Here is a 15,332-nt window from a genome sequence, read left to right on the forward strand (position 1 = left end):
ACAAGATCGGGACGGCGTCTTCGATTTATTCTTCTCGCACCAGCGCATCGGTCAGATTGACTTGCATAACCACGAAAGTAAGGCTTAAATATGTTACCCATGTCCCGGCACAGGTGTTACCCATGTGTCCGGTCTATACAGTATCTAAAGGAAAAGCCGCCGGCGATTTCTCACCGGCGGCTTTTGCGTTACAACTTAAGCGGCAACTACCCGAAAGCTAGTTTCAGCCGTTTTGCTCGACTTGTTCTATCCCTGCCAGTATCCAGCCGCCCTGCCCTGCGGTCGGCTTGGACAAATTCCAGACCTCGGCGAACGGTGCTGCAACAGCAGCGCCGTCTTCCTTGATCATGCCGGTGAACTTGACGCTGGCCAGGTATTCGGTATCGACGGTGTCGATTCCGAGCAATTCGGCGTCGAGCGTGACGACGTCGGTATGGTTCTCCGAGGCGCCGCGCTCCTGCAATTGCATGCGCAACTCGGCAAACATTTCCGGCGTGGTGAATTCACGGATATCGTTGCTGTCGGCCTTGTCCCATGCGGCTTGCAGACGCAGGAAATAGGTCTTGGAATGACGCAGGAAACCGACGCTATCGAAATCCGCAGGGACGCCCCAGGCAGCAACGCCAGCGGCTCCGGCACCCATCGCTGCGGCTGCAGGTGCGCTATCAAACGCTGCACGTTGCATAGGCTGCATAGGCTGTTCAATGCGAGAAGCAATTTCCGGCGTAAAGCTGGAAGGCGCCGCAGCAGCATACGCCGGCCGCATGCCATTATTGCCGGCCGCGCCATTACCCATTTTACGGCGCACCAGCTTGTAGATGAACATGGCGGCAATCGCGAACAAGGCGATCATCAATATATTGCTGATCATGCCCGCCATTGCACCGCCCAAGCCCATGCTCGACAGCAATGCGCCCAGCCCCAATCCTAACAAGGCGCCGCCCAGCATGCCTTTCCACATGCTAGGTTTGGCGGCTGCGGCAGCGGCCGGTGCTGCTGCGGCGGCAGCCGGCTTAGCTGCATTACTGGCTTGATTCTGCGCCGGCGCCGCCTGGCGGTTCATGCTTTGCGATTTCTTGCCGAAGGAACCGCCGCCGCCCATACGCTTGGCTTCAACGGTCGACATGCCGGCTGACAAGGTCATTGCGACGACGATCAGCGCCACGAATAATTTCTTCATACTTTCTCCTGAGATTTGATGCCATCACGGCCATAGGTACCGCTAGTTTTGAAACTGATATTTATAACTTCGCAGCCATGCCATGAGGTTGAACCGGCCCGGAATTAAAGCCAGGCGCCAGACGCGCATCAGCCTGCCGGTCAACATAATGGATGGTTGGAATCGCCGGACGTTTGCCCGGCAGATAGGGAGGCGCCCGCCGCCTGCTGCAATAGCAAGCGACGCAGAGGCGCTTAGGCTCGGGGTGGAGGCCCGACCGGAGGTAAAAACGGCGGTTGGCGCGCTTTATCGTTGCTCAGCGCAGGTGTGGAAGCGATTGCCGCAGCGGCAAAGACGAAGGGAAAGGCAGGTACCGTCTCGTCGCCGAGATCGACATGCATCTCGACATCGTCGACCGCGCTGTCTTGTGAAGTACAGTCGGCGTCAGCCTTGCAGGCCGGTGCATTTTGCTGAATCTCTGGCTGGACCTCGTTCTGAGCCAGGCATGTCAGCATCGCCACCTCATTTGCTTGAGAATCTGCTAGAGATGCGGCCATCCCTGCAAAGACTTGCATAGGCAGCAAAAACATCAGCAAAAGAATCAGTAAGCGTCGCATCAAAGTGGGAGAGCGGATCCAGGCCGGAATAGGTGGCGATGATTATACCAAACAGAAAGAAGCTGCAATTTAACTATCAACCTTGCTGCGAGGAATGAAACGCCATAGACTACAAGGAGTAGCTTCCATCCACCGTATACGGAAACATCAGGAAACACCCCCATCATGCGCATTCTGCTTGCCGAAGACGACAGTGTTCTAGCCGACGGACTGACGCGTTCGCTGCGCCAGTCGGGTTATGCCACCGACTGCGTAATGAACGGGATGGAAGCCGATTCAGCCTTGTCGACCCAGGATTTCGATTTGCTGATCCTCGATCTGGGCCTGCCTAAAATGACCGGACTGGAAGTGCTGCGTCGTCTGCGCGCCCGTAATTCACGGCTGCCGGTGCTGATCCTGACCGCCGCCGATTCGCTTGAACAGCGAGTGAAAGGGCTTGACCTGGGCGCTGACGATTACATGGCCAAACCGTTCGAGTTGTCCGAACTGGAAGCGCGGGTACGGGCACTGACCCGGCGCGGCGCCGGCGGCGGCCCGACCGTCATCAAGCACGGCCCGCTGAGTTACGACCAGGTTGGACGGATCGCCTATATCAATGAACAGATGCTCGATCTGTCGGCGCGCGAACTCGGTTTGCTGGAAGTATTGCTGCAACGCACCGGGCGCCTGGTTTCCAAGGAACAACTGGTCGATCATCTGTGCGAATGGGGCGAAGAAGTCAGCAATAACGCCATCGAAGTGTATGTACATCGCCTGCGCAAGAAGATAGAAATCGGCGGCGTACGGATTGCGACGGTGCGCGGCCTCGGTTATTGCCTGGAAAAAATCAACGAACCGCAAACCGGTTCCGCAATCTCCGCTGCGCCGCTGCCCCCTGTCGATTCTTCCAACCAGCGTTAACGCTTGCCATGCGCGACGTTCAATCCCTGGCTGCGCAGCCAAGCTCGTCGGCCTCGGTTGCTCACCCAACTGTTCACCCCGCCACGCCCCCGGCCGCAGCACAAGCCGAAGAACGGGTGCAGCGTTCGCTGTTCGGCGAGATCCTGGACTGGATGCTGGTGCCGCTGTTGCTGCTGTGGCCGATCAGTATCGCGATTACCTATGTGGTGGCGAAATCGATCGCCAACCAGCCTTTCGACCAGGCGCTGGACGATAGCGTTACGGTCTTGTCGCAACAGGTCAGCGAAGTCAATGGCAAGGTGGTGACGCGCCTGACCGACCCGTCGCGCGATTTCCTGCGCGCCGACGATGTCGACAATGTCTATTACCTGATCACCGGGCCGCATGGCGAATATATCGACGGCGACCATGACATGCATCTGCCACCGGTGGAAGATGAAACTTCGCATCCCGGCAAGGTCATGTTTTGGGACAGTTCCGTGCACGGCAGCGATGTGCGGATTGCTTACACCTATGTCGATCTGCGCAGCGCGGCCGAGGCCAATCTGACCGGAGCCGAACAACTGAGGCAGCCGCGGCCGCCGGCCAGGCTGGCGCTGGTGCAGGTCGGCGAAACGCTGGAAAAACGCGCCCGGCTGGCCAACGAAATCATCAAGGGCGTGATCCTGCCACAGTTCCTGATCCTGCCGATCGCGCTGGCGCTGATCTGGTTTGCGCTATCGCGCGGCCTCTCGCCGTTATCTGAATTGCAGCAACGGATCCGGGCCCGCCGCCCGGATGACCTGAGCCCTATCGATTCGGGCCAGGTGCCGGAAGAAATCTCGCCGCTGGTGCGCTCGCTCAACGATATGCTGTCGCGCCTTTCGTTATCGATCCAGACCCAGAAGCGTTTCATTGCCGACGCCGCCCACCAGATGAAAACGCCGCTGGCCGGCATGCGCATGCAATCCGAACTGGCGTTGCGGCAAACCAGCCAGCAGGATATTCACCGTTCGCTGGAACAACTGGCAAAGAGCTCGGAATCGGCAACCCGGCTGGTGAATCAATTGCTGTCGCTGGCGCGGGCGGAAAACCAATCGCAGGAAAGCGCGCCGTTTGTCGAGGTCGATTTATCGGAATTTGCCCGTACCGTGGTGCAGGACTGGGTCCAGGCCTCATTCAGCCAGCGCATCGATTTCGGTTTCGAACAAGCCGAGCAGGCCTTGCCGGTGCTGTGCAATCCGCTCATGCTGCGCGAGCTGTTGGGCAACCTGATCGACAATGCCTTGCACTACACCCCGGTCGAGGGCCGGGTCACGGTGCGGGTACGCGCTGAACCGGCGGCAGGCCTGGCGCCAGAATTAGCGATACTTGAGGTCGAAGACACCGGCCCTGGCATTCCGCCGGCGGAGCGCGACCATGTGTTCCAGCGCTTCTACCGCATCCTCGACAGCGGCCGCGGCGGCAGCGGCCTGGGGCTGGCGATCGTGCGCGAGATCGCCCAGCAGCATGATGCCGAAGTGACGATTTCCTACAACCCGCGCAGCAGCGATCCGGAACTGCCGGGCAGCTTGTTGCGCGTCTGTTTTCGTTTGCAGAGAAAGCCGGATATAGATTCCAGTCCGGATTCCCATTAAACAGATTTCCATTAACAGCCACAGCCCACCACCGGACCAGCATGCCCATGTTCAAAACCCGCCCACGCCATCCCGCCAGTCATTGGCAAAGCAGCAGACGACTGACGCTGGGCTTGTTGCTGATCTGGTTTGCGCTGACCTTCGGCGTGATCTTCTTTGCGCGTGAGTTATCCAGCATCAGCTGGTTCGGTTGGCCGCTATCGTTTTATATGGCGGCGCAAGGACTGGCGCTGCTGTATCTGCTGATCGTCGCGGTATATACCTGGCAAATGAAAAAAATAGATCAACGCCAGTCAGACCGCGAGCAGCAATGAACGACAAATCTTTCTTCTGGCGCCTGGTCCGTTATTACAGCTGGTACACCGGCGGTTTCATCCTGCTGCTGCTGGTGCTGGCGATCCTCGAAAAAGAAGGTTTGCCGCGTACCTGGATCGGCTATCTGTTCATGTTTGCCACTATCGTCCTGTATGCCGGCATCGGCATCGTGAGCCGCACTTCCGATGTCTCCGAATACTATGTCGCCGGACGCCGAGTCCCAGGCCTGTTCAACGGCATGGCAACCGCCGCCGACTGGATTTCCGCCGCCACTTTCATCAGCCTGGCCGGCGGCCTCTTCCTGCAAGGTTTCGATGGCCTGGCCTACGTCATCGGCTGGACCGGCGGCTACTGCCTGGTGGCTTTGCTGATCGCACCGTATCTGCGCAAGTTCGGCCAATACACGATCCCGGATTTCCTGGCGGCGCGTTACCGCGGCCACACCACCAGCAATCCGATACGGATACTGGCGGTGGCGGCTACGGTGGTGATTTCCTTCATTTATGTGGTGGCGCAAATCTACGGCGTCGGCCTGATTACCTCGCGCTTTACCGGCGTCGATTTTTCAGTCGGCATTTTTCTCGGTCTGGCCAGCATCCTGGTCTGCTCTTTCCTGGGCGGCATGCGGGCGATTACCTGGACTCAGGTGGCCCAATACATCATTATCCTGTTCGCCTACCTGATTCCGGCGGTCTGGCTGTCGGCGCAACATACGCACAATCCGGTGGCGCCGATGTCCTACGGATCGGTGCTGTCGCAAATCACCGAGATCGAAAAGAAACTCAATGCCGACCCGAAAGAAATTCAGGTGCGGGCGATCTTCAAGGCCAATGCAGATGATTACGACGCACGCCTGCGCAATTTGCCGAAATCGTGGGAACAGGGGCGGGTTGAAGCGCAACAGCATCTGGAGCAGCTGAAGCGCAACAACAGCTCGCTGATCGAAATCCGCGCCGCCAATCGGGCCTTGAACAGCTATCCCAAAACACCGGAAGAAGCCGAGCGCAAATGGCAGCAGGACAAAGCCAGCAACCTGGCGCGCGCCGAGCCGCCGGTACCGCAGGCGACGCCGTTTCCCGGCGCCACCGCAGAGGCATCCGATATCAAACGAAATAATTTCCTGGCCCTGGTGTTTTGCCTGATGCTGGGCACCGCTTCCCTGCCGCATATCCTGCTGCGTTACTACACCACGCCGTCGGTGCAGGAAACCCGCAAATCGGTATTCTGGACACTGTTTTTCATTCTACTGATTTACCTCACCGTGCCGGCGCTGGCGGCTCTGGTGAAATACACCATCTACACCTCGCTGGTCGGCTCCGACTACGCGCATCTGCCGGAATGGGTTTCGTACTGGGCCAATATCGACAAGAGCCATCCGCTGGTCAGCATTGTCGATCTCAACCATGACGGCATTGTGCAACTCTCGGAAATCAACCTGGACGGCGACATGATCATGCTGGCGACGCCGGAGATTGCCGGCCTGCCCTATTACATTTCCGGGCTGGTGGCGGCAGGCGGGCTGGCGGCGGCGCTATCGACCGCGGATGGTTTGCTGCTGACGATTTCCAACGCCCTGTCGCACGATGTGTATTACAAGATGATCGACCCGCACGCCTCCACCGCCAAGCGCGTCACGGTGTCCAAATTGCTGTTGCTGGTGGTGGCGCTGCTGGCGGCGTACACCGCCTCCTTGAAACCGGGCGATATCCTGTCGATGGTGGGCGCAGCGTTTTCGCTGGCGGCCTCGACCTTGTTTCCGGTGCTGGCGCTGGGCGTGTTCTGGAAACGCGGCAACCAGCAGGGCGCGATCGCGGCGATCGTGGTCGGCTTCGGCACCTGCATCTATTACATGCTTCATACGTATCCGGCGCTGGGTGGTTCGGTTGGCGGAGAATGGTTTCATATCGCACCGATGGCTGCCGGCATCTTTGGCGTGCCGGCCGGTTTGCTAGCGCTGATCGTGGTCAGCCTGCTGACGCCGGCGCCGGATCCGCGCGCGGTGGCGTTGATGCATCAGATTCGGGAGCCTTAACGGAATCCAGCGTCAATCACTAACTCGCTGCCACTGACAAAGCGGCTCGCGTCCGACACCAGATACAAGATCGCCGCTGCGACATCGGTGGCCGAGCCGCGCCCCACCCGCAGCTCCACTTCGGCTCGATCGGCTAAGGCCTGACTCAGATCGCCCTGTTTACGCAGCATCGCCGCCAGTGCCGGCGGCCGGATCACGCTGGGCTGGATGCAATGCACCCGAATATTCTGCGAGGCATAGCGGCTGGCGTTGATCTGCGCCATGCGTAACGCCGCTTTCGAGGCGTGGTCGGCCGCTTCCTGGCACTCGCCCGGCATGCCGCACAACGACAGCACATTGACGATAGCACCGCCGCCACGGCGCGCCATCGCCGGCAGCACATGCTTGCTGCATACAATGCTGCCGTTGACGTTGAGCTGCATCGCCCTGCCCCATTGCCGCAACGCTGCGCCCTCGGCGTAGGGGTTATCGGCATCGACGCCGGCGCTGTTTACCAGGATATCGATGCGGCCGAAATGGGTCTCGACTGCAGTCATCGCCTTGCGCACTGCGTTGCTATCGCTGACATCGAGTTTCCAGAATTTCGCCTTGCCCTGCCCGCCGCCGAGCAGCCCGGTGATGGCCCGGCCCTCGCCCTCGCGCTCATCCAGAATCGCCAGACGCGCCCCGGCGGCGGACAGCGCGCAGGCAATGTGCAAAGCCATGCCGCGTGCTGCGCCGGTGATGAGAGCTACCTTGTTTTTGAGGGGGAAGTATGTCGAAAGTTGATTCATTGTGCTTTCCTTGTGATCTACGGTTGCAATCAATGCGTATGATTTGTCGCCACCTTTGACGGTGGCCGCAATGTTTCAATATTTGCATCATTAGTATATTCAAATATACATATATGTAAAGTTTAATACCCATGTGCTCGTATAGATTGCTATCCATGGAAAACATAGGCGACCGGATCAAAGTGATCCTTATCGAATTAGATGGCCCGGAACGAGGCAAGCAAACCAAGCTGGCGAAAATTGCTGGTTGTACGAAAGCCTTGATCGGTCAATTGATGAGGAATCCAGGTCAGGAGCTGGGATACCCATATGCCAAGAACATAGAGAAGCATCTCGGCTATCGGGTTGACTGGATACTAAATGGGACGTTACCAAAATTTGTCAGGGAACAAGAACTTGCTCCGCAAGAGACGAACGACTTGGACGAGTTGGTAGAACTGACGCTCCTATACAGACAGGCCACTGGCGCAGCGAGAATTCGATTGATGGAATTCGCCCGTAGCCTAGAAAAAGTACCGCCAGATTTAAGAAAGAATATTACGATTGACAAGTCGTAAGCGCTCCCGTGCCCAGCGGGATGTTTGATAAAGGTCTGAGTCATCTGGGGTCGGAGTCAACTTTCGCAGTGCTTTATCGCGAAACTTGACTCTGACCCCACATGACGGATTCGGAGAACGATAGAACGCACCACGCGGTTTTGTTCTTTTTTAACGGTGAGACATGTACTCCGTGGCCCGCTAAGTGGGGTCAGAGTGAAGTTTCTGCAAAAGGCGCGCAGAAAGTTCACTCTGACCCCAGTTAGCTCTGACCCCAGTTAGCTGCGTCTGTTAAGCGCTACCGGGCAAGGGCATTGTCATGTTTTGTGAAACTCTTACGCCTCAAACCGCAAACCCAAACCCCGGTGCTTCATGCGCCGGCAATACCGTCACCGCGACATCCATGGTTTGCTCGCCGCCGCCGATCAGTACGCCGCGCAAGGGTGAGACGTCGAGAAAATCGCGGCCCCAGCCGAGCGTGATGTGGCTGGTGTCGGGGAAGATGCCGTTGGTCGGATCGGCGTCGATCCAGCTGCTGGCTTGGCCATTGAATCCCGGGCAATACACCGATACCCAGGCGTGCGAAGCGTCGGCGCCGATCAGGCGCGGTTGTCCGGGCGGCGGTTCGGTCAGCAGATAACCGCTGACATAGCGCGCTGCCAAACCCAATGAGCGCAGACAGGACAGCATGAAGTGCGCAAAATCCTGGCATACGCCGCGGCGGGTAGCGAACACCTCGGTGACCGGGGTGGAGACGGTGGTGGCCAGCGGGTCGAAGGTGAACTCTTGAAAGATCCGCGTCATCAAGGCTTCTATCCCGGCCAGCAAAGGCAGGCCGGGCGTAAACGATTCTGCGGCGTAGGTCAGCAGCTCGCGCTTGATCCGCACATGGGCCGATTCAAATAGATAACGCGTGGCTTCCAGGTCGTCCGGCAGCAGGAACTGACCGGCCTGATACGAGAGCGCGGTGCGTGCCTGTTCCCAGGACGGCGTGACTGACGGCAATTGACGCGGCGTCAGCGTCACCCAGGATTCCGCCAGGGCGCGCAGATCGGTATGGTCGCTTTCCAGCGAAAACGATTGCATCGGATTGCCGAAACTATCCAGCAGCATGCGCAGATTTTGCGGTTCGGGCGTGATGCTGATGCCGTGCGATGTGCAGGTTTGCCATGGCAGCGAACGCGGCGTCAGGCGCAGCATCTGATGCGACAGGCGCACCGCTTGTGAATACGCGTAATGGGTGTCGTGGCGGATGTGATAGGTATATTCGCTCATCATGACACTCCCTGGCTGACCGGCGCGTTCAGGGGCGTAAAGAAATGCCGCGCCAGTTCATCGGACAAGGAGAAAGCGCCGGCGATGGCGTCGCGCATCAGTTGCACCAGGCGCGCGTGGGCGTCGGCGACAAACAAGGAGTCATGGCTCAGGTCCTGCAATTCGAATTCGCGCAACACGGCCGACAGATGCGCCGGCGTATCCATGCTGAGGGTGCCGAGCTGTTCTGCAATATCGCTTAAATAGCGCTCCAGCATATGGAACTGGAAGGCGATGCCGTGCGGATTGCTGACATCGAACACCAGCAGATGCAATACCGGCAGCCATTCCGGCGCACGCCGATAGCGCACGCGGTAGGTGACCACGCTGTTGGCCGATTCCAGCAACCACGGCAACGTCCGGTTCTGACGCTCCGGCGGCAGCCGCAGGAACTGGCCGAACAAGGCCGCCAGATGGGTCATGCGTTCTATGTGCCGACCCAGCATCAGGAAATGCCAGCCTTCGTCGCGCGTCATATCGTCCAGCGCGTGGCCGGCCAGGCCGACGCAAGCCTGGATCACGTTGTTAAGCATATGCAGCGCGGCGGCTGGCGTCAGGCCGGCATGGCCGCTAACGTCGGCCACCAGGCCGGGCATGCGGTTGAGCGCTTGCCAGTTGTCCAGCGAAAGATGTTCGCGCACCTGGTAACCGCAATGATGCAAATGCCGCAGATTGCCGGCGATGCCGACGCTGGCGGCAGGATCGGCGATGGCGGCAATCAATCCCTGCTGCATGGCGCTGACGGTTGGCCGCCCTGCCGCCGACGCGCTCGGCAAAGCAATCCCGAGGCCGCGGCAGATTTCGCAGAGCTGGTAGAAAGTCTCGCGCGCTTCGCCCTGCAGATCGGTGCTGCGTTGCAGGGTGGCCCGCAGCAGATGCGCCAGATTGTCGCAACGCTCGGCGTAACGGCCCATCCAGAACAGGTTTTCGCCGGCGTGCGAGGAAATGTCGACCGTGCTGCGGATCATGTTGAGCGCACCATCCAAAGCGCTCTGGCGGCCGTCGATCTCCTCCAGCGGCGCGCTCATCGGTGTCGCCACATCGCACACGTCTGGGCGCACCGGGCTCAAGACCCAGACATCCTTGCTGGCGCCACCTTGCTGCATCGATACCACATCCTTGCGCTGGCGCGGTGCGACCCGCGTCAGGCCGCCCGGCATCACGTGATAGCTGCCGTCGGCGGCGGCGACCACGAATACCCGCAAGCTGACCGCGCGGCTCATCAGACGATACTCACCGCTGCGCGACAATACCGGCGCCTGCGACAAGCGCACCCATTCCTGCGCCACATAGGCATGCGGCTGTGCCAGCAGGCTTTCGACCAGGCGCTGGCGCGATTGCGCATTCAGGCTGTGGCCGTAGACCGGCTGCATCCGCATCGATGGGAACGCCGGCATGATCACCAGTTGCTCCAGATTGGCCAAGGTGTAATCGAGCGCCGGTTTTTCGCCGCACCACCACGAGGCTACCGCCGGCAGCGCCAGCGGCTGGCCGAGCAAACGCTGGCAGATGGCCGGCAGGAAACCGTGCAAGGCGCCCGATTCCAGCACGCCGCTGCCGAGCGAATTGGCGATCAGCACATTGCCGAGGCGCGCCGCCTGCACCAGGCCGGGAATGCCGAGGGCGGAATCGGAGCGCAATTCGAGCGGATCGCAATAATCGTCATCCAGCCGCCGCAGGATCGCATGGACGCGCCGCAAACCGCTCAGCGTTTTCAGGTACACCATGTCGCCGCGCACCATCAGGTCAGCCCCTTCGACCAGCGGGAAACCCAGGGTATGCGCCAGGAAAGCGTGCTCGGAATAGGTTTCGTTATATGGGCCCGGCGTCAGCAGCACCACTAGCGGCGTTTCGCCGCCGGCCGGCGCCAGCGCGCTCAGGCTGTCATGCAGCGTGTGGAAAAATTTCAGCAGCGACTGGACATGCATGTCGCGCACCGTATCCGGCATCGCACGCGACATGATCTGCCGGTTCTGCAAGGCGTAGCCCGCGCCTGACGGTCCTTGGGTACGATCCGACATGACCCACCAATGACCGTCCGGCGAACGCGCCAGATCAATCGCATACAAATGCAGATGTATCCCGGCCGGCGGCTCAATGCCGCGGCAAGGCCACAGGTAGCCGTGCTGGCCGAATACCAGCGCCGGCGGCAGCAAGCCTTCGGACAGCAGCGTTTGCGGGCCGTACAGATCGGCCAGCACCGCATTGAGCAGGCGCGCACGTTGGATGACTGCGGCGGATAAAGTTTGCCATTCATCGGCGGAGATGATCTGTGGCAACAGATCCAGTTCCCAGGGCCGGTTGGCGCCTTGCGGATCGGCGTAGACATTGTAGGTAACGCCGTCGGCGGCAATCGCCTCGCGCACTTCGCGCGCACGGCGCCGCAGAATCTCTGGTGACAAGCCTTCGAGTTGATCGATCAGGGTGCGCCAATGCGGCCGCAGACGGCCGCCGGGTTCCAGCATTTCGTCGTAACGATCCGCCTCTGCGGGGTAACTCTCGAGTAAGCGCTGGTACATAGTAACTGGCTTGCGTCACTTGAAATGGGTGAATGCGGGCTCGGCCGTCAGGGCGAGGAAAACCGCAGCGCAAACTAAAAAGTTGCGCTGCGGCTCTTCCAGGCCGTGACTGCCGAGCGTGCTTAGAAGTGACGTAAGTCTAACGTAAATGGGAACTCGATGGACGCTATCGGCGTAGTTACCTGCATCGGCCCCGGGGTGTGATTGAGACGGAAATAGCGCGCCAGACGCCGGCTTTCCGCTTCGAATGCATTGACCGGGAAGGTCTCGTAGCTGCGCCCGCCCGGATGCACCACATGGTATTGGCAACCGCCCAGGCTGCGGCCGTTCCAGGTGTCGACCAGATCGAAGGTGAGGGGCGAATCGATGCCGATGGTTGGATGCAGGGCCGACGGCGGCTGCCAGGCCCGGTAGCGCACGCCGCTGACAAATTCGCCGACGCGGCCGGTCGGCTGCAAGGGCACCGGCACGCCGTTGCAGGTCAGCACATAACGGTCTGGCGCCATGCCGCTGACTTTCACCTGCAAACGTTCGAGCGAGGAATCGACGTAACGGGCGTTGCCGCCGGAACGGCTTTCCTCGCCCAGCACATGCCAGGGTTCCAGCGCGGTGCGCAGTTCGAGCGCGATGCCATTCACGGCAAAGTCGCCGATTTTCGGGAAGCGGAACTCGAAATGCGGCGCGAACCATTCCGGCTTGAGGCCGTAGCCGGCTTGCTGCATATCGTCCATCACATCGCAAAAATCCTGCCAGATGAAATGCGGCAGCAGGAAACGGTCATGCAGCTCGGTGCCCCAGCGTACCAGGCGCGGCGGCTTGTACGGCGTCTTCCAGAAACGCGCCACCAGCGCCCGCAGCAGCAACTGCTGGGTCAGGCTCATGCGCGCATGCGGCGGCATTTCGAAGGCGCGCAATTCCAGCAGGCCGAGGCGGCCGGTGCTGCTATCGGGCGAATACAGCTTGTCGATACAGAACTCGGCGCGATGCGTGTTGCCGGTAACGTCGATCAGCAGATTGCGCAGCAGCCGGTCGACCAGCCACGGTGCGCAGCCGTCGGCGGCGAGTTGCTTGTCCATCTCGGTAAACGCCAGTTCCAGTTCGACCACGGCGTCGTTGCGCGCTTCGTCGACCCGCGGCGCTTGCGAAGTGGGGCCGATGAACATGCCGGAAAACAGATAGGACAAGGCCGGATGGTTGTGCCAATAACTGATCAGGCTGCGCAACAGGTCGGGCCGCCGCAGGAACGGAGAATCGCTGGTGGTGGCGCCGCCAAGCACCAGATGGTTGCCGCCGCCGGTGCCGGAATGATGGCCGTCGAGCATGAATTTCTCGGTGGTCAGACGGGTCTCGCGGGCGACATCGTATAAGAAGGTGGTGTTGGCCACCAGCTCGCTCCAGCTATGCATGGGCTGGATATTTACTTCGATCACGCCGGGATCGGGGGTGACGCTGAACTTGCCCAGGCGCGGATCGCTGGGCGGCTCATAGCCTTCCATCAGCAGCGGCTGCTTCAGACTCTGGGCCGTGGCTTCGATCGCCGTCACCAATTCCAGATAATCCTCCAGCCGCGCCAGCGGCGGCATGAACAGGTACAGCACGCCCTGCCGCACTTCTGCGCACAAGGCGGTGCGGGCAATCTGATCGGCCGATTCGAGTGGCACCGGCGCTGTCTGTGCTTCGCTGTTGAAGGCCGAACTGTATGAGGTCGAGTTGTACTTCACGGCATCCGCCGCGGTTGCCTTGCCGACGGCAGAAGCGGCAGCCGGGGTTGCCAGTTTCTGACGGATTTGCTGCGTTACCGGCAGCGGCTGGAATTGCTGGGTTGGATCCTGCTGATGCACGTACGGGTAATCGGTCTTCTTGACCCACGGCTGCGAATCCAGCGGCAAACGGTAACCTAAAGGCGAATCGCCGGGCAGCAGATAACAGTATTCGCCGCGCAAATACCAGCTGCCGCTTTGCCAGCCGCGTTCATCTGCGGTGCGCGCCAGCGGCAATACGTAGCCGGCAACTTTGCGCAGGCCTTGCGAAAACACCCTGGCCAATCTGGCCCGCTCCTGCTTGTCATCCAGCCGCGCATCGGATGGATCGACGTTGATCGCCAGGCGCCGTTCGCGCCACAGGTAATAGTAGATGTCTTCATAGGCGGCGAACACGTGCTGGCGATCCAGCGTCAGGCGCGCGGCGACTCCTTGCAGAAAACGTTCGGCGATAGTGTCATCGCTGGCTTGTTTCTGGGTTTCGTCGGCGATCAATGCCGGCGTGCTCCAGATCGGTTCGCCATCGCGGCGCCAATAGCAGTTCAGCGACCAGCGCGGCAATTGTTCGCCCGGATACCATTTGCCCTGGCCGAAATGCGGTAAGCCTTGTGCCGCATATTGCTGGCGCAGCCGGTGGTAGAGCTCGGCCGCCAGCGGTTTCTTGGTGGGGCCCATGGCGGCGGTGTTCCATTCCTCGCCGTCGGGATGGTCGAGCGCCACGAAAGTCGGTTCGCCGCCCATCGTCAAGCGGACGTCGAGCGTATCCAGGTCGTCGTCGATGGCGTGGCCCAGCTCTTCAATTTCTTCCCATTGCTGCTCGCTATACGGCTTGGTGACGCGCGGCGATTCCCAGATCCGGCTCACGCTCATGGCGTGTTCGAAACTGACTTCGCATGGCTCGACCATGCCGCTGACCGGCGCTGCCGAGGACGGCTCCGGCGTGCATGACAACGGGATATGCCCTTCCCCGGCAAACAAGCCGGAGGTGGGATCGAGGCCGATCCAGCCGGCGCCGGGCAGATACACCTCGCACCAGGCGTGCAGGTCGGTAAAATCGGCTTGTGGACCGGAGGGGCCGTCCAGCGATTTCTGATCGGCCGTGAGCTGGATCAGGTAGCCCGACACAAAACGCGCCGCCAGCCCCAGATAGCGCAGTATCTGCACCAGCAGCCAGGAGGAATCGCGGCAGGAACCGGAGCCCAGGCTTAAAGTCTGCTCCGGCGTCTGCACGCCCGGCTCCATGCGGATGGTATAGCTGATCATCTGCGCCAGTTGCTGATTCAGGCTGACCAGGAAATCCTCGCTGCGGATCCGTTCACGCGGCACCTGATCCAGGAATTTTTGCAGCAGGGGCGTCAGCGGCAGTTTCTTGCGATACGGCTCAAGTTCGTTCTGCAATTCCGGCGCGTAGGAAAACGGTACCTTCTCGGCATACGGCTCAAGAAAAAAATCGAAGGGATTGAGCACCGACATTTCAGCCACCAGATCGACCTCGATCCGGAATTCGCTGGTCTTTTCCGGAAACACCAGCCGCGCCAGGTAGTTGGCCTGCGGGTCTTGCTGCCAGTTGATGAAATGCGGTTCCGGCAGTATCCGCAGCGAATAACTCAGGATGCGGGTGCGGCAATGCGGCGCCGGCCGCAGGCGGATGATTTGAGGCCCCAGGCTGATCGGACGCTCGTAACGATAGGTGGTGAGATGATTGAGTGCTACGTGAATTGACATAAATATCCTCTGCGACAATCAATAATCGTTCAGCTTATGAACTTCTGCAGCTGCCACAAACAAAAA

At 60.1% G+C, this 15,332-nt stretch carries 12 protein-coding genes; 6 read left to right on the top strand and 6 right to left on the bottom strand.

Annotation, left to right across the window (positions count from 1 at the left end):
- Nucleotides 1–221, top strand: a 221-nt coding sequence (locus tag VNZ60_RS10190) for a hypothetical protein (protein WP_325658724.1), incomplete at its 5' end; no start/stop codon positions are given.
- A 2-nt stretch (nucleotides 222–223) separates the two neighbouring features.
- Here the strand turns inward: VNZ60_RS10190 and VNZ60_RS10195 are convergent.
- A complete protein-coding gene (locus VNZ60_RS10195) occupies nucleotides 224–1,180 on the bottom strand; it encodes a Tim44 domain-containing protein (protein ID WP_325658726.1) in 957 nt (318 codons plus the stop codon).
- Nucleotides 1,181–1,413: 233 nt separating this feature from the next.
- The gene (locus VNZ60_RS10200; protein ID WP_325658727.1) at nucleotides 1,414–1,674 is read right to left on the bottom strand and encodes a hypothetical protein; all 261 of its coding nucleotides are present in this window, start codon (nucleotides 1,672–1,674) and stop codon (nucleotides 1,414–1,416) included.
- 267 nt (nucleotides 1,675–1,941) lie between these two features.
- On the opposite strand from VNZ60_RS10200, the gene VNZ60_RS10205 reads away from it, so the two are divergent.
- Genes VNZ60_RS10205 through VNZ60_RS10220 form a run of 4 tightly spaced genes read left to right on the top strand, consistent with a single transcriptional unit; the run spans nucleotide 1,942 to nucleotide 6,639 of the window.
- Complete coding sequence (locus VNZ60_RS10205) at nucleotides 1,942–2,676, top strand: response regulator transcription factor (RefSeq protein ID WP_325658728.1); 735 nt, start codon at nucleotides 1,942–1,944, stop codon at nucleotides 2,674–2,676.
- A gap of 8 nt (nucleotides 2,677–2,684) precedes the next feature.
- Nucleotides 2,685–4,292, top strand: a complete 1,608-nt coding sequence (locus tag VNZ60_RS10210) for a sensor histidine kinase (RefSeq protein ID WP_325658730.1) — start codon at nucleotides 2,685–2,687, stop codon at nucleotides 4,290–4,292.
- Nucleotides 4,293–4,339: 47 nt separating this feature from the next.
- Nucleotides 4,340–4,606 (top strand): DUF4212 domain-containing protein, encoded by a 267-nt coding sequence (locus VNZ60_RS10215; protein WP_325658732.1) that lies wholly within the window; start codon nucleotides 4,340–4,342, stop codon nucleotides 4,604–4,606.
- Nucleotides 4,603–6,639: a sodium:solute symporter family protein gene (locus VNZ60_RS10220; protein WP_325658734.1), complete on the top strand. Its 2,037-nt coding sequence runs from the start codon at nucleotides 4,603–4,605 to the stop codon at nucleotides 6,637–6,639. Before VNZ60_RS10215 ends, VNZ60_RS10220 begins: the two co-directional genes overlap by 4 nt.
- On the opposite strand, the gene VNZ60_RS10225 is transcribed toward VNZ60_RS10220, so the two are convergent.
- Nucleotides 6,636–7,412: an SDR family NAD(P)-dependent oxidoreductase gene (locus VNZ60_RS10225; protein WP_325658736.1), complete on the bottom strand. Its 777-nt coding sequence runs from the start codon at nucleotides 7,410–7,412 to the stop codon at nucleotides 6,636–6,638. The genes VNZ60_RS10220 and VNZ60_RS10225 overlap by 4 nt on opposite strands.
- Before the next feature lie 155 nt (nucleotides 7,413–7,567).
- Here VNZ60_RS10225 and VNZ60_RS10230 point away from each other — a divergent pair, with 155 nt between their 5' ends.
- On the top strand, nucleotides 7,568–7,969 hold the full coding sequence (locus tag VNZ60_RS10230; RefSeq protein WP_325658738.1) for a hypothetical protein: 402 nt from the start codon (nucleotides 7,568–7,570) through the stop codon (nucleotides 7,967–7,969).
- A 321-nt stretch (nucleotides 7,970–8,290) separates the two neighbouring features.
- Here the strand turns inward: VNZ60_RS10230 and VNZ60_RS10235 are convergent, their stop codons facing one another.
- The 3 genes from VNZ60_RS10235 to VNZ60_RS10245 all read right to left on the bottom strand — a co-directional run bounded on the left by VNZ60_RS10235 (nucleotide 8,291) and on the right by VNZ60_RS10245 (nucleotide 15,266).
- Entirely contained in the window at nucleotides 8,291–9,226 is a 936-nt protein-coding gene (locus VNZ60_RS10235; protein ID WP_325658740.1) for a transglutaminase family protein, read from the bottom strand.
- A complete protein-coding gene (locus VNZ60_RS10240) occupies nucleotides 9,223–11,781 on the bottom strand; it encodes a circularly permuted type 2 ATP-grasp protein (protein WP_325658742.1) in 2,559 nt (852 codons plus the stop codon). The genes VNZ60_RS10235 and VNZ60_RS10240 overlap by 4 nt, the downstream gene beginning before the upstream one ends.
- 122 nt (nucleotides 11,782–11,903) lie before the next feature.
- On the bottom strand, nucleotides 11,904–15,266 hold the full coding sequence (locus VNZ60_RS10245; RefSeq protein ID WP_325658744.1) for a transglutaminase family protein: 3,363 nt from the start codon (nucleotides 15,264–15,266) through the stop codon (nucleotides 11,904–11,906).
- Nucleotides 15,267–15,332 lie beyond the last annotated feature (66 nt).

It is taken from the genome of Collimonas sp., assembly GCF_035566375.1.
GTDB lineage: Bacteria > Pseudomonadota > Gammaproteobacteria > Burkholderiales > Burkholderiaceae_D > Collimonas.